Source organism: Gordonia sputi NBRC 100414 (assembly GCF_000248055.1).
GTDB classification, from domain to species: Bacteria; Actinomycetota; Actinomycetes; order Mycobacteriales; family Mycobacteriaceae; genus Gordonia; species Gordonia sputi.
In genome coordinates, this window is record NZ_BAFC01000099.1 from 1 (window position 1) to 753 (window position 753).

Annotated in this window: 1 protein-coding gene; it reads right to left on the minus strand. The window is 64.4% G+C overall.

All coding sequences use genetic code 11. The annotated features are described in order from the left end of the window. Window positions 1-31: 31 nt before the first annotated feature. A partial coding sequence (locus GOSPT_RS24140; RefSeq protein ID WP_005207485.1) for an IS3 family transposase occupies window positions 32-753 on the minus strand: 722 nt, incomplete at its 5' end.

Consider the following 753-nt stretch of genomic DNA (forward strand, 5'->3'; position numbering starts at 1 on the left):
GTGAATCGCCCCGGGTTTGCTGGAGGCTCGGTTAGTTGGTTCCAGCGTTTGCGGGGACCGGGTTCTCACGGTAGCTGGTGACGGTGTGGGTCGACCAGTAGGCGCTCTCGTACTCGACGGGTGGGACGTGTCCGATCTCGCCGTGCAGGCGGCGGTGGTTGAACCATTCGACGTACTCAGCGACGGCGATCTCGACCTCGCCCACACCTGCCCAGCCGCCTCGCGGGCGCATCACGGGGTTACGGATGCATTCGGCTTTGAACAGCGAGTTGAACGCCTCAGCCATCGCGTTGTCGTATGAATCCCCTTTGGAGCCAACAGATGTCACCGCTTCGGCTTCGGCCAGTCGTTCGGTGTAGCGGATGGCTCGGTATTGCACTCCGCGGTCGGAGTGGTGGATCAGCCCGGCCACGTCGTGGCCGGCACGCGACCGTGCCCACAATCCCATGTTCAGGGCGTCGAGGGCGAGGTCGGTGTGCATGGTGGTCGAGACCTGCCAGCCGACGACCATCCGCGAGAACACGTCCAGGACGAACGCCGCGTACACCCAGCCCGAGTGGGTGCGGATGTAGGTCAGGTCCGCCACCCACAACGCGTTCGGTGCCGCCGCGGTGAACTGACGGTTGACCCGGTCAGCCGGCCGGGGTGTTTCAGCTCCCTCGCTGCGCGTGGTCTTGCGTGTCTTGAGTCTCGCTATCCCTTGCAGCCCATCGGCTTTCATCAATCGCTCGACGGTGCAGCGGGCAACACTAT